Raw genomic sequence first — 19,561 nt, forward strand, 5'->3', positions numbered from 1 at the left:
CGGTGTTTGTCTGGCATAACGTTTATGTTGCGGGTTAAGCTGCCGGTCTGGCGATCACGCTGCGGGTTTCCATACGCACTTCGGCGATGGTGACCTGCAGGGTATCCCCCTGGCGATAAACGACTTCGCCTTTGATCTGCACCGTGCCGGTATCCTGGCTGCATACCATTTCATCACGTACCGCGTGAATGAAGGGCGCCGGGATAAAGGCCACTGCGCCATTGTCCAGCAGACGAACGCGCAGGCCGCCGCGGGTTACGTCGATGATTTCCGCGTTGAAGCGTTCATCGGTGCCTGCTTTATCCTTGAGGTAGCGCGCGTAGAGCCAATCGCCGACGTCACGTTCCGCCATCCGGTTCAGACGACGACGTTCGGCCAGTTGGATTGTCACTTCGTCCAGCGGTTTCTCTGCGGACTGCCCGGTGATAACGGCTTTCAGCAAGCGGTGGTTGACCATATCGCCGTATTTACGGATCGGAGAGGTCCAGGTGGCGTAAGCCTCCAGGCCCAGACCGAAATGTGGCCCCGGCGTAGTGCTGATTTCGGCATACGTCTGAGAGCGACGAATACGGCTGTCGAGGAACTGGGTCGGTTGCGAATCCAGGTGACGGCGCAGTTCGCAGAAACCTTCCAGCGTCAGCAGCTTCTCGGCTTCGGCTTCAACGCCGTTGGCTTGCAGTACGGTTACGGCTTGCTCAACCAGCAGCGGATCGAAACCGGTGTGCACGTTGTAAATGCCAAAGCCCAGACGGTCGCGCAGCACAATGGCGGCGCAGACGTTGGAAGCAATCATGCACTCTTCGACGATGCGGTTGGCGGTGCGGCGCTGCTCGGTGATGATCTCCAGCACTTCGCCTTTTTCACCCAACACAAAGCGGTAGTCTGGGCGATCTTTGAATACCAGAGCATGCTGGTGGCGCCAGGCGTTACGTGCATCGCACACGCGCTTGAGCAGGGTGATTTGCTGTGCGATTTCATCGCTCGGCGGCTGCCAGCCAGCAATGCCTTCCAGCCAGTCGGAAACTTCGTCATAAACCAGTTTGGCTTTTGATTCGATCTCGGCGCCGAAGAAGCGAATATCGTCACCCAATGCGCCGTCTGCACCGATGGTCACGCGGCAAGCCAGCACCGGACGGCGTTGGTTCGGACGCAGTGAACACAGGTTGTCTGACAGATCGCGCGGCAACATAGGGATGTTGAAACCTGGCAGGTAGTTGGTAAAGGCGCGCTTGCGGGCGATTTGATCCAGCGCGCTGCCTTGCGCGACGTAGGCGGTCGGATCGGCAATGGCGATGGTCAATTGCAGCGAGCCGTCGCCGTTTTCCTGCACAAACAGCGCATCGTCCATATCTTCGGTGCTGGCGCTGTCGATGGTGACAAAATTCAGAGCGGTCAGATCTTCACGCGGCACGGAAGCATCCGGCTCATCGATCGCGATCATCTCCGGCGCTTCTTTTTCCAGGCTGTGACGGGCCAGCGTGACCCACCACGGCGCCAGGTGATCTTCGCCGTCGGTAATAAATTGGGTCAGGTCGGCGTTGAAGCCGCGATCGCCTTTCAGCGGGTGGCGGCACATTTCCGCTACCGCCCAGTCACCGGCCTGGAAGTTATGTTTCAGTTCACGCACCGGACGGCAAGGGATCGCGTCTTTCAGCAACGGATGATCGGGTACGATGGACAGACGGTCATCACGCTTTTGCACACGGCCGACAAAGCGCGACAGGAAGGGCTCGATCAGGGTTTCCGGCTCGGCGATTTCACGTTCTTTCTCGGTATGCAGGGTTGCGGTCACTCGGTCCCCGTGCATGACTTTCTTCATGTACGGTGGCGGAATGAAATAGCTTTTTTGACCGTCGACCTCAAGAAAGCCAAAGCCTTTCTCAGTCCCTTTTACTACGCCTTCAACGCGCGGGGTCTGAGAGTGAAGTTGCTGTTTAAGCTGCGCCAGCAGCGGGTTATCTTGAAACATATCGTCCAGTGAATGGGTTGTGAGTGGCAAGATTTGCGGCTGACAGTTTTACGCGAATCACCCGCTGCGGGCAAGCCAAACGTCACGGTTTTCCCGCGTTGGGGCGCGATTTTATGGAATATTGGGCGTTCAAAAGGCGGGAAGAAAACCCCGGCTCGAAACGCCGGGGGGAAACGGGGAGTAAATCAGTTCTGTAGCGGCGTAGGCTGCAGGATTTCAATCCAGTAGTCGTCGGGATCCTTGATAAAGGCCACGTAATTCATGCGACCTTCATGCAGACGTTTCTGGAAGTTCACGCCAAGGCGCTCAAAACGCTCGCAGGCAGCGTGCACGTCAGGCACCGTCACACAGAGGTGGCCAAAGCCACGCGGCTCACTGTTGCCGTTGTGGTAATGAAAATCAGCCTGCTGTTCGGTGCCATGGTTATGGGTGAGCTCCAAAATACCCGGTTGACTCAGGACCCAGCGTTTACGGGCATCGTCATCCTGTGGGATCTGGTCGCGTGGGCTGCGGGTCAGGTAGCAAATGGTAAACGCGGCTTCATTGAAGGTTTCCAGATACACCGGGGTAAAGCCGAGCACGCGGGTATAAAAGTCCAGCGCTTGGGTTAAGTCCTTCACGCGGATCATGGTGTGATTGAACACGTAGCCGTCGGTGACGGTTTCCGGCTGCGCGGTTACGCCCGGCAGGTTCAGTAAATCATTCAGTGGCATAGGGATCCCTCTTAGGTTGTCGATACGACTCTATGGCAAATAAATGCTAATCTAAAGTGATTGTTTCTAACCAAAACACTAACTAAAAGTGAATGAACCATGAAGCTGAGTCAGCTTAGATTTTTCTGCGCCGTGGTGGAGTATAAAACCATTGCCGCCGCCGCGCGGGAATTGCACTGTGTCCCCTCCAACGTCACGTTGCGCATCAAAGAGTTAGAAGACTCACTGGGCGGCGAGTTGTTTTTTCGCGATAAAAACCGGCTCTATGTCACGCCGAAAGGCCGACAGTTCTATCAACAGGCCGTCGACATCCTGACGCTGGCAGACCGCAGCCAACAATTGTTCGCCGGTCGTCAACCGCAGGGCCTGCTGAATTTTGGGGCGCTGGATTTTTCTCTGATCAGTCACCTGCCGTCACGCATCGCTCACTTGCGCCGCAGCCAGCCCCACATGCAGGTCAACGTGCTGAGTCGAGACTCGCTGGTGCTGGAGCGAATGCTGATTGACAGCGAGATCGATCTGGCGTTGACCGACGGGCCGATAGAGCACCCGCTGCTGGCCAGTCGCGCGGCGTTTGATGAGCGCCTGGTGCTGTTGATGCCGGCCTCGGTGCCGCAGCTGGACGCCGCAACCCTGGCACAGTTAGAGTTTTATACCTTCAGCCGCGAGTGTTCTTTCCGCCTGAAAATCGATCGCTGGTTGGCCTCACGCCAGCTAAAGCCGCGGATGACGCTGGAGATGGAGTCGTACACGGCGATGGCAGCCTGCGTAAAAGCGGGTTGTGGCGTCGCCTGTGTTCCGGGGTCTTTGCTGCCGATGATCCTGCCTGAGCAGGCGTTAAAAGTGGTAGAAATGGGGGCGGAAGGGGTTAGCAATTTGTACTTCGTGTGGCGCCGCCATCAGCTCTCTGACGAGTTGCAGACGGCGCTCGATCTGTTAATGCACCCGGCGTGAACCGGGCGCATCCATTCAGGCAATACGCAGCGTCGGTTGCGCCACACAACGGCGGATCTCCACCGGTATCGACTTCGACGTTGGCGTGCCGGTGCCGTCACCAAAGCTGGCCAACGGAACCAACGGGTTAGTCTCTGGGTAGTAAGCCGCCAGATTACCGCGTGGGATATCGTAGCTTACCAGTTTGAAGCCACTGACCTTACGTGTAATGCCGTCATTCCACAGCGTTTCAATCTCTACCAGCTCACCGTCTTGCATATCCAACGCCGCCAGATCTTCAGGGTGTATAAACAGCACCTCTCGTTGGCCGTAGACGCCGCGGTAACGGTCATCCAGTCCGTAGATAGTGGTGTTGTACTGATCGTGCGAACGCAGTGTTTGCAGCGTGAAGGGCGCCTGTCGGCCATCCAACTGCGGGAACAGGCTGGTTGGCAGAGGCGCTGCGCTAAACTCGGCCTTGCCGCTTGGGGTGTCAAAACGCAATTCTGCGGCGGCGTTACCCAGGTAGAAACCACCGGGCTGGTCGCAGCGCCGGTTGAAATCTTCGAAACCGGGAATGGTGGCGGCGATATGGTCGCGGATCAACGAATAATCGTCTGCCAGCTCCAGCCAGTCGAGCTGCTGGTTGCCCAACACCGCATCGGCGATGCCGCACACGATGGCGGTTTCTGAACGCTGGGTCTCCGCCAGTGGTTTACCGACGCCTTCCGACGCATGCACCATGCTGAAAGAGTCTTCAACCGTAATGTACTGTGGGCCGCTGGCCTGCATATCCTGTTCGGTACGGCCCAGGGTCGGCAGGATCAGCGCGTCTTTGCCGGTGACCAGATGACTGCGGTTGAGCTTGGTGCTGATATGCACCGTCAGATCACAACGGCGCAGGGCGCGGGCAGTGCGTTCGGTGTCCGGCGCAGCCGCGGCCAGATTGCCGCCCAACGCCAGCAAGACCTTAACCTCACCGCGCAGCATCGCCTCAATGGCCTCTACGGTGTTATGGCCCGGTTCGCGTCGCGGCGAGAAGTCAAAGTGCTGCTCCAGGCTGTCGAGCAGTGCCTTGGGGGACTTCTCATCAATGCCCATGGTGCGGTTGCCTTGCACGTTGCTGTGGCCGCGTACCGGACACAGGCCGGCGCCCGGTTTACCCAACTGACCGAACAGCAGCTGCAGGTTGGTGATCTCACGTACCGTTGGCACAGAATGCTTATGCTGGGTGACGCCCATCGCCCAGGTGCAGATCACGCGTTCGGCACCCTGATAAATCGCCGCCGCCTGACGCAATTGTTCCTCGCTGAGGCCGGACTGCTGGGTGATTTGTTGCCAGGTCGTAGCATCGACCTGCGCCAGATACGCCTCGACGCCGACGCTGTGTTGACTGATGAATGCCTGATCGAACAGGCCGGGTTCACCGGCCGCCAGGCGCTCACGATGACTTTCCAGCAGCGCTTTCACCATGCCGCGCACGGCCGCCATATCCCCGCCGAGGTTGGGTTGGTAATAGGATGAACTGATCGGCGACGACTTGGGCGTCAGCATTTGAATCGGGCTTTGCGGATCGGCAAAACGCTCGAGGCCACGTTCGCGCAGGGTGTTAAAACTGACGATGCGCGCACCGCGGTTGGCGGCATTTTTCAGGCTATGCAGCATGCGCGGGTGGTTGGTGCCAGGATTCTGGCCAAACACGAAGATGGCATCGGCTTTTTCAAAGTCGTCCATGCGAATGGTGCCTTTCCCTACGCCGATACTTTGTTTGAGGCCCACGCCGCTGGCTTCGTGGCACATATTGGAGCAGTCAGGGAAATTGCTGGTGCCGAGCATACGACCAAACAATTGATACAGATAAGAAGCTTCATTGCTGGCGCGGCCCGAAGTATACAACTCGATCTGGTTCGGGTTATCCATCTGGTTAATATGCTGGGCGATTAACGCTAGTGCGTCCGGCCAACTGATCGGCTGGTAGTGGTCTGTTTCGGCGTTATAGCGCATGGGGTGGGTGAGACGGCCCTGGTATTCCAGGAAATAATCACTTTGCTGCAGCAGGGTGCTGACGCTGTGAGCCGCGAAAAACTCCGGCTCGACCGCGTTACGCGTTGCTTCCCAACTGACCGCTTTGGCGCCGTTTTCGCAGAAACTGAAGGTGCTGTGGTTGTCGTCGCCCCAGGCACAACCTGGGCAGTCGAAGCCACGAGCCTTGTTCACGCGCATCAGGTTACGCAGGTTTTGCAGCGTCTGTTTACTGTCGAGCACATAGCGGGTAGTGGCTTCGAGTGAACCCCAGCCGCCCGCCGCGCCGGTATACGGCTTTATTGACGGTTTAAATTTCATATTGTTCTTCGCAGGTGATGTAGCTAATAAGTGAACGCTTTTTTAAGCGCTTTCAGTGTTTATGTCACAAGTTTAGGTTGGGGCGGTGTGAGCGTCTAATCGAATGGGACAATGGCGGCATAGAGCAGATTTATCGCGTAGCGGTACCGGGCAAACAAATCGTTGCATTATGACACCTGCTGAAAAAGAGTAACGATTCCGCTTTCCCGATAATTAATGCAGTCTATATCACGGATTATATTGGCATTTTATTTAGCCCGCAGGGCCTGAGGAACAGTGATTGAAGCGTTCAGTATGGGTGATGATCGCCGGCATGTTAGTGCCGCTGGCGGTACAGGCAGCAGATGTTCCCTCCAGTATTGCGCAAAACACACCGCCGGCGATAGACGCCGCCTCTTACGTATTGATGGATTACACCACCGGACAGGTGTTGGCGCAGGCGAACGCAGATCAGCGCCGCAACCCAGCCAGCCTGACGAAGCTGATGACCGGATTGGTGATTGATCACGCGCTCGATCAGCACAAAATTGGCCTGGATGACGTGGTGACGGTGGGCAATGACGCCTGGGCGCAGGGCAACCCGGTGTTTAAGGGATCATCATTGATGTTCTTAAAGCCAGGTGACAGGGTCACGGTTCGCGATCTCAGCCGCGGTATCATCATTGATTCGGGCAACGATGCCTGTGTCGCGATGGCGGATTATGTGGCAGGTAGCCAGGCGGCATTCGTTAAGTTGATGAATGAAAAGAGTGCCCAGCTTGGCCTGCAGAATACCCATTTCGAAACCGTGCATGGGCTGGATGCGCCGGGGCAATTCACTACGGCGGGCGATTTGGCGGTGATTTCACGCGCTATCATCATGAGCGAACCGGCGGAGTATCACATGTACAGCGAGAAATCGCTGACCTGGAACGGCATCACCCAGCAAAATCGCAATGGGCTGCTGTGGGATAAAAACCTGCACGTCGACGGGTTGAAAACCGGCCATACCGCCTCGGCCGGCTTTAACATTATTGCCTCTGCTACCGAAGGAGACCGGCGGCTGATTGCGGTGGTGATGGGCGGTAAAAGTTCGAAAGGGCGTGAAGAGCAGGCGCGCAAATTGCTGACCTGGGGCCTGCGTGATTTCACCACCGTGCATCTGTTCAGCGCCGGGCAAAATCTGGGGCAGGAAAAAGTGTGGTATGGCGACCGTCATGAGGTCGCGGTGGGCAGTGCAAAAGAGGAATATCTCAGCCTGCCGAAAAGTGAAGCCGACAAACTGAAGGCGCAGTATGTGGTCAGCGTTCCGCGCCTGGATGCCCCGTTAACCCAAGGGCAGACGATTGGCGAAATCCGTATCAGCGATAACGGCAAGCTGCTCAAAACCTTGCCGCTGGTGGCATTGCAACCGGTCCAGCAAGGCGGCGCGTTCTCACGATTGATGGACTACGTAAAACTGAAGATTTGACCCCTCCGGGCGTAGCCAGCTGCGCCCGAAACCCTACAGCGATGGTATACTCAGGTCAGTCATGACTTATTGAGCCGTTTTATGGATATTAAGCAACTGATCTACCTGTGTAATCTCGAACGCGAGCGCCACTTCGGCCGTGCGGCAGAGGCCAGCTTTGTCAGTCAGCCGACATTGTCTATGCGGCTGAAAAATTTGGAAAAAGAGCTGGGCGTATCCTTAATCAACCGCGGTAACAACTTCGAGGGTTTTACTGCCGAAGGGGAGCGGGTGCTGTCGTGGGCGCGCGAGATCGTGTCGGTTTATCAGGGGCTGAAGCTGGAGGTCGAGTCGCTTAAACACGGGCTTAACGGCACGTTGCGTATCGGTGTGGTACCGCAATGCAGCATCTCGCTGGCGCAAATGTTAAAGGACGTCAGTGAGCGTTACCCTCAGCTGGATTATCGGGTAGCGGTGCTGAGTGCCGATCAGTTGCTGGAGGCGTTGACGGCACATACCGTAGATGTCGGCATCGGTTTCTTCGAGCTTTCCACGCTGCAAGAGCTGCACTTTCAGTCCCAGCCATTGGCGGACGCCGGGGTCGAGCTGGTTTTCCACCCGCAGCATTTTCCTGAGTTGGTAGGAGATACCCCCCTGACGCTGGAGGATGTAGCCACGCTGCCGCTGTGCCTGGCTGAGCCTACGCGTTACTTCCGCCGTTATCTTGATCAAAACTTCCGTGAAGCCGGACTGACGCTGCACGTTCGAATGGAAACCACCTCAATATTCCAACTGTTGCAGGGCATTTTCGTCGGTCTGGGCTGTGGGCTTTTCCCGCATGGCAACCTGTTACCGGCAATGATGCCGGAGTTGCAACACCGACCGATAGCGATTGCGGCGATGTCACGTCATGCTGCGGTCGTGGTCGCCGAGCCGGGACGCGCATCGCCGTTGGCGCAGCATTTTTTTGATGCCGCGCGAGGTTGGTTGCTGCGCTAGCGATTACGCCAGGTTTTCACTGAGATATTGGGTGTCGCCGAGCGTCTGACGCAGGCGGTTCTCCCAGGCATACAGCGCGCCGGTGAGGATCACGTCCAGCGCCTGCGCCTGATTCAACCCACTGTTAAACAGCGGCTGCACGCTGCGCGGCGTGAACTTTTCAGGCGTGCGGGTCAGGTCGGTTGCTACGCGGATCACAGCCTGGTTAACCGGGTCATTGGTACTCTCCAGCCCCTGTTCAATGCTATTGAACAGGGCGCCGACCAGTTCTTCCTGTTGAATATCCTGTGCGACGGTCGCTGCGCAGTAGCGGCTGCCGTTAATGCGGGAAACTGCCAGCGTCGCCAGCGCTTTCAGCCGCGCCGACAGGCCATAACCGTCGGCATTGATACTGTTGAACACGCCATTACGTTCACGCAGCGCGGGCGCATCGTGGGCCAGCAACAGATAATAGGATTCGCTGCGAGCGTCGGGATGGCTTTGATCCAGCACGTCGAGCTGTTCGGCACGGGCCTCTTCCGGCACCACCACGGTAAGACGCGCTTGCCATGCCAGTTCTTCCTCGGTGAACACAATGCCTTCGGCGTCAGCGATGTTCGGGAAACCGGGCACCACTCCCGTTGGCCGCCCGGCCAAGGCAGCCACGCCGGCGACCACGCGTGCCTGGTAGCTAACAAAACCGATAATCTGCGAAAAGGTCACGATATCCGCCGGGCTTAACCCGACGTCGCTCAGCTGCTGCAACGCCTTGCTGCAAATCAACGTCGGTTGACTGGCGAGCTGGCGGGCATACTGGGTGATTTGGGCCAGGCGGATATTACTTTCACGGGAGGCGTCGGAGCTGTACAGGGGGGCGAGGCGGGCGGCGTAGTGGCTACAAAGAGACTGCACGCCGGTCACCTGTGCCACGGTTAATGCGGTGCTGAGGCGATCATAAGGTGACAATGTCACTGTGCGTGACAATTCGACCCGATCGGGAAACAGCACGTGATATCCGGCCAGGGAGGCGTTAAATACCCCGGCGCGTACGGTCAGCGCGGTGTTCAGCGCTTCGTCGGCAAAAGCGCCCAGCCCCAGCAAAAATCGATCGCGGATGCCGGCCGCCTGCGGCTCCAACGGCTGCTCACCGCGCACGCTGCTTTGGGTTTCGTGATACCACTGGGCATTATGTTGTCGACGTAGTAGTTCCATAGGGGATGATCCTTAATCATGAGCAACAGCCACCGGTGCAGCAGGCAACGGCGGCAAGACAAAATGGCAACATGCCCGCAGAGGGACACGGAATGACAGGATCAACCTTGGTCATCACAACACAGCGCGTGACCATAAACAGAGAAACCTGCGGCTAAAGCGAGTAGAAACTGCGAGAGTCGGCGATTGCGATGGCTGTTCATCAGTGCGATATCCTGTCGTTTAATAAGCTCAACGTAGGGGATATCCTCACCGATTCGATTGGCGAGATAAAATAATGTTAAGGACTAATCAATAACTGAATGGAATAAAATATAATGATATATAGCAAGATTGTAATTTGTATTTGCGGTTTTTGGCTAAGCGCTCACTGAATCGGGGCGATAAAAAACCCGCTTTAAAGCGGGTTGATACCGTTGACGAAGTGCTCTGTTGTTTTTCTGTAGGGGCGCTGAAAGCTGCGCCCAATGGCATAATCAATGAGTTAAATCGGGTCGAACATGTTCGACCCCTACAGGTTTAGCCTTTCACGGATATCTGCAGTCTGAACCCGCTTTAAGGCGGGTTCTCTTTATGATTTGACGATCAGAATCTGCCGCCGTCACGTCGCCAGGCGTCTGCGGTAAGCGCCTCGCCAAAGTGGCTGGCAATCAGGCGTTTGGTCAGCTCATGCAGCGGTGAAGCCAATACCTCGGCCGTACTGCCGCGTTCGACGATTTCCCCTTCATGCATCACCATCACCTGATCGCTGATGTGTTTCATCATGCCCAGGTGTTGAGTCACATAAATGTAGGAAATGCCGTGTTTTTCCTGCAGTTCCAGCATCAGGTTGATGATTTGCGAACGCATCGACATATCCAGCGAGGCCAGCGCCTCATCGGCTACGATCACCTTCGGTTGCAGGATCAAGGCGCGGGCCAAAGCCACCCGCTGTTTCTGGCCGGACGCCAGCATATGCGGGTAATAATTGGCGTGATCCGGCAGCATCCCCACCTGACGCAGGGTTCGGTTGATCTGTTGCTCACGTTCAGGGGCGGCCATTTCGGTATTGAGCCGCAGCGGGGCGTCCAACAGCTGGCCGATACGCTGACGAGGATTGAGCGAGGTGCTCGGATCCTGAAATATCATGCGGATACGCTGGCTGCGGTAACGATAATCGCCATAGTTAAGCCGATGGTCGTCAATCAGCAGTTCTCCGGCTGAGGGCTCGACCATGCCGGACAGCATCTTGGCCAGGGTGGACTTGCCAGAGCCGTTTTCACCGATGATCGCCAGCGTTTGCCGTTCACGCAGGGTAAAGCTGACTGATTTGACCGCTTCGACATGCTGGCGGCGAAACAGCCCGGTGCGGTAACGGTAGGTTTTGCTCAGATTGCGCACTTCCAACAGCGTTTCCATGTTATTGCTCCTCCATGTTCAGCGGGAAGTGACAGGCGAACAGGTGGTTTTTCACCGGACGCAGGCGAGGTGTCTCAATGCATTTCTTCTGCGCATAGGGGCAGCGCGGCCCCAGCCGACAACCTATCGGCAAATGCTCCAGCGACGGAATGGCTCCCGGCAGGGTATTGAGGCGGCTTTTATGCGGCAATGCGCGGCCAAAGTCCGGCATTGCGCGGATCAGCGCCTGAGTGTAAGGGTGGTGCGGTGCGGCCAGCAGGTCTTCGCACTGAGCGCTTTCTACCGTCTGCCCGCAGTACAACACGTTGACCCGATCGGCCCATTTGCTCATCATTTGCAGATCGTGGCTGATCAGCAAAATGGTGGTGTTGTTGTTTTGATTCAAACGCGCCAGCAGACGGAAAATCTGCGCCTGAGTGGTCGGTTCCATGGCGTTGGTCGGTTCATCGGCGATCAGCAGGCGCGGCTGATTGGCCAGGGCGATGGCGATCATCACTTTCTGGCACTCACCGTCGGTCAGCTCATAAGGAAAGCTGCCCATGATGTCTTTGTGATCCTTGATGCCCACCCGGTGCAGCAGCTCTATGGCGCGGCGTTTGCGCCAGTTAAAGCGCTGCCACCAGCGGCCTTTGTAGGTCCAACCCGGAATGGCCTGCACCAGCTGACGGCCGATGCTTTCGGAAGGATCCAGACAGGATTGTGGCTCCTGGAAAATCATCGACACGTTATGCCCGACCAGCTTGCGTCGTTCACGCGGTGTTAGCTGCAACAGGTCGATATCATCGAAACGGAAACGGTCGGCGGTGACGCGCCAGTTGTCTTTGGTGACGCCACAGATCGCTTTGGCGATCAGGCTTTTACCGGAACCGGACTCGCCCACCAGGCCGCGGACTTCCCCCTCACTCAGGGTCATGCTGACGCGATCGACTGCCTTTACCGGGCCTTCGGCGGTCATAAATTCAATCGTCAGGTTGCGGATATCAAGTAATGGCATTATTCCACCCCCGTATTGATTGCGCGGCGCATACCGTCGCCCAACAGGTTAACCAGCAACACGCTGACCAGGATTGCCGCGCCGGGCAGCATCACCGTCCAGGGGGCGACATACACCAGCTCCAGCGAATCGCCGAGCATGGCGCCCCATTCAGGGGACGGCAGCTGTGCGCCAAGATCGAGGAAGCCGAGGGCGGCAATGTCCAGGATCGCCATCGACAGCGCTCGGGTGAACTCCGTCACTAGCACCGCCACAATGTTGGGCATCACGGCGTACCACAGTATTTGCAAGGTTGACGCGCCATCGAGACGCACCGCCACCACATATTCTTTTTCCAACTCGTCATGCACTGCGCTGTAGATAGTGCGCACCATGCGAGGCAACAGCGCCAGCCAGACGGCCAGCATGGCGTGCTCGAGTTTTGGCCCAAGGAACGCCACCACCACGATCGCCAGCAGCAGCGAAGGGATGGAGAGCAGGGTGTCGAGAATATGATTGAGCACCGCCGAGCGCAGGCCGCGGGTTACCCCGGCAAACACCCCGAGGATCACCCCGACAAAGGCGGCGGCAACGGTAACCAGCAATGCGGAACCGAAGGTGGCGGCGGTGCCGGTCAGCAGGCGGCTGAGAATGTCGCGGCCAAGATCGTCGGTGCCCAGGAAGAAGGAAACGTTGCCGTAACGTGACCAGGAAGGCGGCAACAGTTGATAACCCAGGAACTGTTGATCGAGCGCATAAGGGGCCAGCAGGCTGCCGAACACGGAAAGCAGCAGCAGCGCTATCACGCCGTAGAAGCCGATCATCGCCAGCGCATCGCCGTAAAAAATCCGCCAGGTATACAGCAGCGGGCTCGGCATTTTCTTTTCGCGGTATACGTTATCTAAGGGCATACCATTCCTTATGTTTCAGTGGGTTGGTGGCAGCGCCTAAAATATCGGCCAGGACGTTAATGGTGATCACCAGCGTGCCGACCACCATAACGCCGGCGGAGATCGCCGCATAATCCTGCTGGCGAATGGCATTGATCATCCAACGCCCGAGCCCCGGCCAACTGAACACCACTTCGGTGATCATCGCCAGCGTCAGCATGGTGGAAAACTGCAGCCCCAGCTTGGGCACGATAGGCGGCAACGCATTGTGCAGCACGTGGCGGCGGATAATGGTGAAACGGGATAAGCCACGGGTTGCGGCGGCTTTGATGTAGTTCTGATTGAGCACGTCGTCGGTGCTGATACGCATCAAACGCACCACCTCGGTGGTGGGCGCTACCGCCAGTGCGGTAATCGGCAAAATCATATGGCGCAGTGCGCTGCCGATCATTTCCGTGCGGTAGGGTGAATCGGACAGCCAGGCGTCAATCAGGGCAAAGCCGGTGATGGGCTTGACCTGATACAGCAGATCGAAACGTCCGGAGACCGGCAGCCAGCCAAGGTGCAGCGAGAAAAACAGCATCAGCAGCAATGCCAGCCAGAAAACCGGCATCGAAAAGCCCAACAGCGCAAAGGTGCTGATGGCGGTGTCCTGCCATTTGCCACGCATCACGCCGGCAATAATGCCCAGAGGAATGCCGATAAACAGAGCCAGAGTGAAGGCGAGCAGGCACAGCTCCATAGTGGCAGGAAACACTTCGCGCAGCTGTTCGCTGATTGCCTGGCCATTAATGCTGGAGACGCCAAAATCCCAGTGCAGCAGGCTGACAAAGTAAAACTGGTAGGCATCCAGCAGGGCAGCGCCGTTCAGCGGCGCCCGCGGTGTGAAATAGCTGAGGCTAAAGCTGACCAATGTCAGGAAGAACAAGGTGATCAGCAGCAGCAAGAAACGGCGTAAGGTAAAGATAATCACTTTTTCGGCCCCTCCGCAGACTCACGGTACACCCCGGCAAAGGACGCATTGCCGAACGGGCTCAGTACCAGTCCTTTGATGTCGTAACGATAGGCCTGCAGGCGCAATGAAGACGCCAGCGGCAACACCGGCAACTGCTGCTCAAGAATTTTCTGCGCCTTCTGATAGTTTTCGATGCGCTGCGCCAGCTGTTGTGACAGCAGGGCATTTTGCAGCACTTCGTCAAACGCCGGGTCACACCAGTGAGCATAGTTGGTTTGCGAGCGGATTGCCGCGCAGCTCAGCAGCGGCCGGAAGAAGCTGTCCGGGTCGTTACTGTCGGTGGCCCAGCCGGTGAGGGTCAGATCGTGATTCATCTCCATCAGCCGCGCCTCCTGGAAACGGCCTTCGACCGGCACTATGGTCACGTTAATGCCGACCTGAGCCAAATCGGCCTGGATCAGCTCGGCGGTTTTTAACGGACTGGGGTTGTAGGATTGCGAAGCGGTCGGTACCCACAGGCGCAGGTTCAGCGACTCAATACCCGCTTGCTTGAGCATTTCGCGCGATTTGGCCGGATTGAATTCGGTAACGTGCGCTTCATTGTCGTAGGCCCAGGAGGCGCGCGGCAAGATGGAGGCGGCGGTTTCCGCGGTGCCATAGTAAATCGACTGCATCAGACGCTGGTTGTTGATCGCCAGCGAAATAGCCTGACGGACGTTCAAATCGTTCAGCGGCGGTTTGCGGGTGTTAAACGCCAGATAGGCGATGTTCATGCCTGGGCGCAGCGTCAGCCGCAGGCGCGGGTCATCGCGCAGAATTGAAAGCTGGCTGGCGGCGGGATAGGCCAGCACGTCGCACTCACCGGTCAGCAATTTCGATAGCCGTCCGGTACCGCCGGCACCCAGATCGATCACCACCTGCGGCATACGCGGTTTACCTTTCCAGTAAACATCGTTGCGCGCCAGGCGGATATATTGCCCTGAGCGATATTCATTGAGCATGAACGGCCCGGTACCGACCGGTTCGCGGTCAATCATCTCCTGACGGCCTTCTCGCGTCAGATCGTCTGCGTATTCTGCCGACAACACCGGCGCATAGTGGGTGGCGATGTGCCACAAGAATGAGGCGTCCGGCGCCTGCAGGCGGATTTCCACCGTGTACTCGTCCAGCTTCTTCACGCTTTGCACCGAGTCGCCAAATTGCAAACTGTCGAAATACGGGTACTCGCCGCCGTTGACGTCATGGTAGGGGTGCTTTTGGTTAAACACGCGCTCGAAGCTGAAGACCACGTCGTCGGCATTCAGCTTGCGGGTCGGTTTGAACCAGTCGGTGGTCTGGAACGGCACGTCTTTGCGCAGGTGAAAACGGTAAGTGGCCCCGTTATCCAGTACTTCCCAGCTTTGCGCCAATTCGGGGATCAGCCGGTAGGTGTACGGATCGACGTCCAGCAAGCGGTCATAAAGCTGTGCGGCCAGGGTATCGACCGTCAGGCCGCTGCTGGCCATCTGCGGGTTGAAGGTGTTCAGTATGCCGCTGACGCAATAGACAAAGCCGCTTTGGCGGATGTCCGGCAATGGCGATGCCGCGGTGGGCGCAGGGGGTGTGGAGGCCAGAGCGCTGCCGGCAAGACAGCTCAGTGACAATATCCAAAGGGGTAAACCACGCATAGAGGCTTCATGGGTTAATAAGCAATAGCATTAGTGTATCGTACTCTGGCGAACAGCCCAATCCATTGAGCAAAATGGCTGAGTTTTCTGCTACTTGATTGAACAATTCGGCACTTCAGACAAAAAAGTTACAATTGATATGTTATAACATAACAAAATCATGTTACCGTTCCCTGGCAATGTACTGATAACAGCAAGGGGATGTATGAACAAGGTTGCACTTCCACCACGCCAGCCGCTGCCGGACGCGCAGGCCTGGCAGGGCGCAATGAGTGATGTCGGGCTCGATTGGGTCGGGATGCAAGGGATAGCGTTGCCGCTGGAGTTGGCTGGAAAGCCGTTGATGGCAAGGGTCAACGCCGGGATCAATTTGCGCGCCGGCAGCCAAGGTGCGCGGGGTATACACATGTCGCGGCTGTATCTGGCGCTGGATGAGTTAACCCAGGGCGAACTGACGCCGCAACGCATTGCCGACCAACTGCACGCTTTTTTGGCATCGCAGCCGGAAAACAGCGACCGCGCCAGCCTGCACATCAGCGGTGAGCTGCTGTTGTCGCGTCCGGCGCTGCTTTCGCCACACCGGGGCTGGAAAGCCTATCCGCTGGAAATTAGTGCCTCGCTGGCAAGCACACTCACCCTGACGCTGACGGTGGGCGTGCCCTATTCGTCTACTTGTCCGAGTTCGGCGGCGCTCAGTCGTCAATTGGCGCAGCAGCAGTTTCAGTTTGATTTCGAACATTCGGCGCAAAAGGTCGACCAGCAGCAGGTCATCGACTGGCTGGGCGATCACGGTATGCCGGGGACGCCTCACAGTCAGCGTAGCTGGGCCTGGGTGACGGTGACGCTCAATGAGCGCGAAACGGCATTGCCGGTGGTCAACCTGATAGATCGTATCGAGCACGCGCTGGGCACGCCGTTGCAGACGCTGGTGAAACGCAGTGACGAGCAGGCGTTTGCCCTGGCTAACGGCCAGAACCTGATGTTCTGCGAAGATGCCGCTCGCCGCCTATACCGAATGCTGCGCAGCCAGTGCAGCCACCGCGCCTTTTCGCTGCGGGTCGAACATCAGGAAAGCCTGCATGCCCACAATGCCGTGGCGGAGTTGAGCTGGCGGGAGGATCAGGATGCTGCGTAAAAACCCCAGTGGACACCTGCCGCAGGTCTCACCGCAGGCCTATATCGATCCTACCGCGATAATCTGCGGCCGGGTGATTATCGAGGATTTTGTCTACGTTGGGCCGTACGCGGTGATCCGTGCCGACGAACTCAATGCGGCCGGAGATATGGAACCGATCGTGATCGGCTCTCATTCCAATATTCAGGATGGCGTGGTGATCCACTCGAAAAGCGGCGCGGCGGTTACCATCGGCCGCTTCAGCTCCATCGCCCATCGCGCCATTGTCCATGGGCCGTGCTGCATCGAGGACCGGGTGTTTATCGGTTTCAACAGCGTGTTGTTCAACTGTCACATCGGTTCCGGCTGCGTGGTGCGCTACAACGCGGTGGTGGATGGCGTGACGTTGCCGCAGAACCTGTATATCCCGTCAACCGAGCGCGTCGGCGCCGACAGCGATCTGTCGCTTTACCGGCAGGTCGATCGCGGCGCACTGCAATTTTCAGAAGAAGTCGCCGCCACCAACGTTGAACTGGTGCGCGGTTACCAGGCATTACGCAATGAGTTTTGAGTGAGGAACCCCATGAATCCATTACCCGTAACCGTGCTTTCCGGCTTTCTCGGCGCCGGTAAAACGACGGTATTGAACCATATTTTGAACAATCGTCAGGGCATGCGCGTGGCGGTTATCGTCAACGACATGAGCGAAGTCAACATTGACGCTGCCCTGGTCGAGAACGAAGTCCAGCTCGATCGCCAGCAGGAAAAATTGGTGGAAATGAGCAATGGCTGCATCTGCTGCACGCTGCGCGAAGATCTGCTGATTTCGGTACGCGAACTGGCGCAGGCCGGGCGCTTCGATTACCTGCTGATCGAATCCAGCGGCATTTCCGAACCTTTGCCGGTGGCGGAAACCTTTACCTTTGAGGACGAACAGGGGGAAAGCCTGTCGCAATTTGCAAGGCTGGATACCTTGGTCACCGTGGTGGACGGGGTTAATTTTATCCAGCAGTACCAGCAGGCGCAGACGCTGCAGGAGGCCGGTCAAAGCCTGGGAGAAGACGATCTGCGCAGCGTTGCGGATCTGTTGATCGAACAGATTGAGTTCTGTGACGTGATGCTGGTAAGCAAAACCGACCTGCTGACGCCAGAACAGCAGGGAGAAGTGATGGCGCTGCTGGCCAGTTTGAATCCGGATGCCCGTATTCTGCCCGTATCGCCAGGCAAATTGCCGCTGGAGGCGGTATTGAACACCAACAGTTTCAGCTTCGACAAAGCGCAGCAGGCGCCGGGCTGGTTGAAGGAGCTACGCGGCGAGCACCTGCCCGAAACCGAAAACTACGGGATCAGCAGCTTTGTTTATCAGGCGCGCCGTCCCTTTGCACCGGACAAATTCTACCGGGTGATCAACGGTGACTGGGGCGGTGGCAAGCTACTGCGTTCCAAAGGGTTCTTTTGGCTGGCGACGCGCCCGCGTCAGGCCGGGCAGTGGAGCCAGGCGGGAGGGATTGCTCATTATGGGTTGGCAGGCACCTTCTGGCGCGCCATAGCGCAAGATAGATGGCCGGAAGATGAAGAGACGAGGGCGCAGATTATGGAGAAATGGGTGGAGCCTTTCGGTGACATGCGCCAGGAGTTGGTGTTCATCGGCCAGCATCTGCAGCAGGCCAAAATAACGCGTTTGCTGGACGCTTGCCTGCTAAACGATGAGGAAATGGCCGCCGGGGTGGATTACTGGCACGAGATGGCCGACCCCTTCCCTGAGTGGTAATTGCACAATGACAGTGTGGTAATGAGAAAAATTCTCAACAAAGTGCTTTACAGATGATACTGATAACTATTATCATCGCTTGGCAGTTCACGGAAGGCCACTCCCTGTGGTTCTGCTGTGGAAGGCACGACATTGCTCACATTGCTTCCAGTGTTTTTTAAGCCAGCTCGGGTGCTGGCTTTTTTTTGCCCGCTATTCGTCGTCCGCCTCGCCATTTTGCAGTAACGCATGTTTTTTCAGCATGCCGCGTAGCTGGTGGTAGGTCAGCCCCAGCAACTCCGCCGCTTTACGTTGGTTAAACCTTCCCTGTTGCAGTGCCGCTTCGATCAGAGACTTCTCCTGCGCCAATTGCCAGGCTTTTAAATCCAGCGGCAGTACCGGCAGGCCATCATGCGCTTCGGCCTCTACAGGCAATGGCACACTTTCCCGCTGGGCGAACGGGTTGATGACGATGTTATCCAGCGCTTCCGAGCTGGTGCCGTGGCGGTAGACCGAACGCTCCACCACGTTTTTCAATTCGCGTACGTTACCTGGCCAGTGATAGCCGAGCAGGGCATCTCTGGCGCGCTCGGTAAAGCCAGGAAACAGCGGCAACGACAGCTCACGACACATCTGGATCGCAAAGTGTTCGGCCAGCAACATGATGTCTTGCTGGCGCCGGCGCAGCGGCGGCAACTGCACCACGTCGAACGCCAGGCGGTCCAGCAGGTCGGCGCGGAATTTTCCTGCCGCCGCCAGCGCGGGCAAGTCGTCGTTGGTGGCACACACCAGCCGGACATCGACCTGCAGCGGTTGGCTACCGCCGACGCGTTCCAGATGGCCGTATTCAATCACCCGCAGCAATTTTTCCTGTACCAGCATCGGCGCGGTCGCCAGTTCATCGAGAAACAAAGTGCCGCCGTCGGCGCGTTCAAAGCGACCCAGGTGGCGCTTCTGCGCACCGGTAAAAGCCCCTGCCTCGTGGCCGAACAGTTCCGAATCAAGCAGGTTCTCATTCAGGGCCGCGCAGTTAAGCGAGATAAATGGCCCTTGCCAACGGTTGGAGAGGTAATGTAAACGGTGGGCAATCAACTCCTTACCGGTTCCGCGCTCACCAATAACCAACACCGGCTTGTTCAACTTTGCCAGTTGCGAGACTTGCTCCAATACTTCGACAAAGGCGTTTGCTTCGCCCAGCAGGTTTTCTAACTGTTCGCTCATGATGAAATTCGCCAAT

At 57.3% G+C, this 19,561-nt stretch carries 16 protein-coding genes; 6 read left to right on the forward strand and 10 right to left on the reverse strand.

Annotated features, from left to right (window positions below; genetic code table 11):
- Nucleotides 1-34: 34 nt before the first annotated feature.
- Both AC1RKC_RS00395 and gloA read right to left on the reverse strand, forming a co-directional pair.
- On the reverse strand, nucleotides 35-1,969 hold the full coding sequence (locus AC1RKC_RS00395) for an exoribonuclease II (RefSeq protein ID WP_217331320.1): 1,935 nt from the start codon (nucleotides 1,967-1,969) through the stop codon (nucleotides 35-37).
- A gap of 185 nt (nucleotides 1,970-2,154) precedes the next feature.
- On the reverse strand, nucleotides 2,155-2,682 hold the full coding sequence (gloA, locus tag AC1RKC_RS00400; protein WP_020827114.1) for a lactoylglutathione lyase: 528 nt from the start codon (nucleotides 2,680-2,682) through the stop codon (nucleotides 2,155-2,157).
- A gap of 99 nt (nucleotides 2,683-2,781) precedes the next feature.
- On the opposite strand from gloA, the gene AC1RKC_RS00405 reads away from it, so the two are divergent.
- Nucleotides 2,782-3,636: a LysR family transcriptional regulator gene (locus tag AC1RKC_RS00405; RefSeq protein ID WP_217331319.1), complete on the forward strand. Its 855-nt coding sequence runs from the start codon at nucleotides 2,782-2,784 to the stop codon at nucleotides 3,634-3,636.
- A 15-nt stretch (nucleotides 3,637-3,651) separates the two neighbouring features.
- Here AC1RKC_RS00405 and AC1RKC_RS00410 read toward each other — a convergent pair whose 3' ends face one another.
- On the reverse strand, nucleotides 3,652-5,958 hold the full coding sequence (locus AC1RKC_RS00410) for an FdhF/YdeP family oxidoreductase (protein WP_217331318.1): 2,307 nt from the start codon (nucleotides 5,956-5,958) through the stop codon (nucleotides 3,652-3,654).
- A gap of 280 nt (nucleotides 5,959-6,238) precedes the next feature.
- Between AC1RKC_RS00410 and dacD the strand changes: the two genes are divergently transcribed.
- Both dacD and AC1RKC_RS00420 read left to right on the forward strand, forming a co-directional pair.
- Nucleotides 6,239-7,408 (forward strand): serine-type D-Ala-D-Ala carboxypeptidase DacD, encoded by a 1,170-nt coding sequence (gene dacD / locus AC1RKC_RS00415; RefSeq protein ID WP_041414592.1) that lies wholly within the window; start codon nucleotides 6,239-6,241, stop codon nucleotides 7,406-7,408.
- 81 nt (nucleotides 7,409-7,489) lie between these two features.
- A complete protein-coding gene (locus AC1RKC_RS00420) occupies nucleotides 7,490-8,386 on the forward strand; it encodes a LysR family transcriptional regulator (RefSeq protein ID WP_020827110.1) in 897 nt (298 codons plus the stop codon).
- 3 nt (nucleotides 8,387-8,389) lie between these two features.
- Here AC1RKC_RS00420 and AC1RKC_RS00425 read toward each other — a convergent pair whose 3' ends face one another.
- The 6 genes from AC1RKC_RS00425 to sapA form a co-directional block, all read right to left on the reverse strand.
- A complete protein-coding gene (locus AC1RKC_RS00425) occupies nucleotides 8,390-9,577 on the reverse strand; it encodes a CMD domain-containing protein (RefSeq protein WP_217331317.1) in 1,188 nt (395 codons plus the stop codon).
- Nucleotides 9,578-10,162: 585 nt separating this feature from the next.
- Entirely contained in the window at nucleotides 10,163-10,975 is an 813-nt protein-coding gene (gene sapF / locus AC1RKC_RS00430; protein WP_020827108.1) for a putrescine export ABC transporter ATP-binding protein SapF, read from the reverse strand.
- Between the two features lies 1 nt (nucleotide 10,976).
- Nucleotides 10,977-11,969 (reverse strand): putrescine export ABC transporter ATP-binding protein SapD, encoded by a 993-nt coding sequence (gene sapD, locus AC1RKC_RS00435; protein WP_020827107.1) that lies wholly within the window; start codon nucleotides 11,967-11,969, stop codon nucleotides 10,977-10,979.
- Nucleotides 11,969-12,859, reverse strand: coding sequence for a putrescine export ABC transporter permease SapC (sapC, locus tag AC1RKC_RS00440; RefSeq protein WP_020827106.1), 891 nt, complete (start codon nucleotides 12,857-12,859; stop codon nucleotides 11,969-11,971). The genes sapD and sapC overlap by 1 nt, the downstream gene beginning before the upstream one ends.
- Nucleotides 12,846-13,811 (reverse strand): putrescine export ABC transporter permease SapB, encoded by a 966-nt coding sequence (gene sapB / locus AC1RKC_RS00445; RefSeq protein ID WP_046373407.1) that lies wholly within the window; start codon nucleotides 13,809-13,811, stop codon nucleotides 12,846-12,848. Before sapB ends, sapC begins: the two co-directional genes overlap by 14 nt.
- Nucleotides 13,808-15,460, reverse strand: a complete 1,653-nt coding sequence (gene sapA / locus AC1RKC_RS00450) for an ABC transporter substrate-binding protein SapA (RefSeq protein ID WP_020827104.1) — start codon at nucleotides 15,458-15,460, stop codon at nucleotides 13,808-13,810. The genes sapB and sapA overlap by 4 nt, the downstream gene beginning before the upstream one ends.
- A 205-nt stretch (nucleotides 15,461-15,665) precedes the next feature.
- Between sapA and folE2 the strand changes: the two genes are divergently transcribed.
- Genes folE2 through zigA form a run of 3 tightly spaced genes read left to right on the forward strand, consistent with a single transcriptional unit; the run spans nucleotide 15,666 to nucleotide 18,345 of the window.
- Nucleotides 15,666-16,595, forward strand: a complete 930-nt coding sequence (gene folE2 / locus AC1RKC_RS00455) for a GTP cyclohydrolase FolE2 (protein WP_176983499.1) — start codon at nucleotides 15,666-15,668, stop codon at nucleotides 16,593-16,595.
- Nucleotides 16,585-17,145 (forward strand): LbetaH domain-containing protein, encoded by a 561-nt coding sequence (locus AC1RKC_RS00460; protein ID WP_046373410.1) that lies wholly within the window; start codon nucleotides 16,585-16,587, stop codon nucleotides 17,143-17,145. The genes folE2 and AC1RKC_RS00460 overlap by 11 nt, the downstream gene beginning before the upstream one ends.
- A 12-nt stretch (nucleotides 17,146-17,157) precedes the next feature.
- Entirely contained in the window at nucleotides 17,158-18,345 is a 1,188-nt protein-coding gene (zigA, locus tag AC1RKC_RS00465; protein WP_129982772.1) for a zinc metallochaperone GTPase ZigA, read from the forward strand.
- Nucleotides 18,346-18,537: 192 nt separating this feature from the next.
- Here the strand turns inward: zigA and pspF are convergent, their stop codons facing one another.
- Nucleotides 18,538-19,545: a phage shock protein operon transcriptional activator gene (gene pspF / locus AC1RKC_RS00470; RefSeq protein ID WP_128865188.1), complete on the reverse strand. Its 1,008-nt coding sequence runs from the start codon at nucleotides 19,543-19,545 to the stop codon at nucleotides 18,538-18,540.
- Nucleotides 19,546-19,561 lie beyond the last annotated feature (16 nt).

This window comes from Serratia sp. GW822-FHT06E05, from assembly GCF_058799445.1.

Bases quoted from the DNA above. Each gene is read 5' to 3' on its own strand.
- AC1RKC_RS00395 (WP_217331320.1), bottom strand. From the start codon at position 1,969: ATGTTTCAAGATAACCCGCTGCTGGCGCAGCTTAAACAGCAACTTCAC.
- gloA (WP_020827114.1), bottom strand. From the start codon at position 2,682: ATGCCACTGAATGATTTACTGAACCTGCCGGGCGTAACCGCGCAGCCG.
- AC1RKC_RS00405 (WP_217331319.1), top strand. From the start codon at position 2,782: ATGAAGCTGAGTCAGCTTAGATTTTTCTGCGCCGTGGTGGAGTATAAA.
- AC1RKC_RS00410 (WP_217331318.1), bottom strand. From the start codon at position 5,958: ATGAAATTTAAACCGTCAATAAAGCCGTATACCGGCGCGGCGGGCGGC.
- AC1RKC_RS00420 (WP_020827110.1), top strand. From the start codon at position 7,490: ATGGATATTAAGCAACTGATCTACCTGTGTAATCTCGAACGCGAGCGC.
- AC1RKC_RS00425 (WP_217331317.1), bottom strand. From the start codon at position 9,577: ATGGAACTACTACGTCGACAACATAATGCCCAGTGGTATCACGAAACC.
- sapF (WP_020827108.1), bottom strand. From the start codon at position 10,975: ATGGAAACGCTGTTGGAAGTGCGCAATCTGAGCAAAACCTACCGTTAC.
- sapD (WP_020827107.1), bottom strand. From the start codon at position 11,969: ATGCCATTACTTGATATCCGCAACCTGACGATTGAATTTATGACCGCC.
- sapC (WP_020827106.1), bottom strand. From the start codon at position 12,859: ATGCCCTTAGATAACGTATACCGCGAAAAGAAAATGCCGAGCCCGCTG.
- sapA (WP_020827104.1), bottom strand. From the start codon at position 15,460: ATGCGTGGTTTACCCCTTTGGATATTGTCACTGAGCTGTCTTGCCGGC.
- folE2 (WP_176983499.1), top strand. From the start codon at position 15,666: ATGAACAAGGTTGCACTTCCACCACGCCAGCCGCTGCCGGACGCGCAG.
- AC1RKC_RS00460 (WP_046373410.1), top strand. From the start codon at position 16,585: ATGCTGCGTAAAAACCCCAGTGGACACCTGCCGCAGGTCTCACCGCAG.
- zigA (WP_129982772.1), top strand. From the start codon at position 17,158: ATGAATCCATTACCCGTAACCGTGCTTTCCGGCTTTCTCGGCGCCGGT.
- pspF (WP_128865188.1), bottom strand. From the start codon at position 19,545: ATGAGCGAACAGTTAGAAAACCTGCTGGGCGAAGCAAACGCCTTTGTC.